The organism is Bacillus sp. SIMBA_008, from assembly GCF_046535495.1.
Taxonomy (GTDB): domain Bacteria; phylum Bacillota; class Bacilli; order Bacillales; family Bacillaceae; genus Bacillus; species Bacillus subtilis.
This window is the reverse complement of the sequence record NZ_JAWRWL010001017.1, coordinates 1-247: the sequence shown is the minus strand read 5'-3', so window position 1 is coordinate 247 and position 247 is coordinate 1. Positions and strand designations below refer to the sequence as shown.

General features: G+C 35.2%; 1 protein-coding gene. It reads right to left on the bottom strand.

Features of this window, described 5'->3' with window-relative positions; translation table 11 throughout:
- The coding region (locus tag SB658_RS26480) for an LrgB family protein (RefSeq protein WP_410603471.1) at positions 1-247 on the bottom strand (247 nt) is incomplete at both ends.

Sequence of the window (247 nt, the reverse complement as noted above, 5' to 3'; positions counted from 1 at the left end):
CTGTTCCAAGTGCTAAACCTTTTGCAATTGGATGTTTTACTCTAAATGTTTTTAAGAATAATGCTCCTAATGCGTATACAATAACCGCGTTAAAAATAACTGCAAACGATGTAATTGCTGGTATACCACCAATACTTTCAGAGATCGGTAATGCAATTGCTGTTGTTGCTGCTTGTGGTAACATTGAATTCATTACTGCTGTATCTAGACCAATTACTTTTGCAACAATGAACACGACAATTACTGA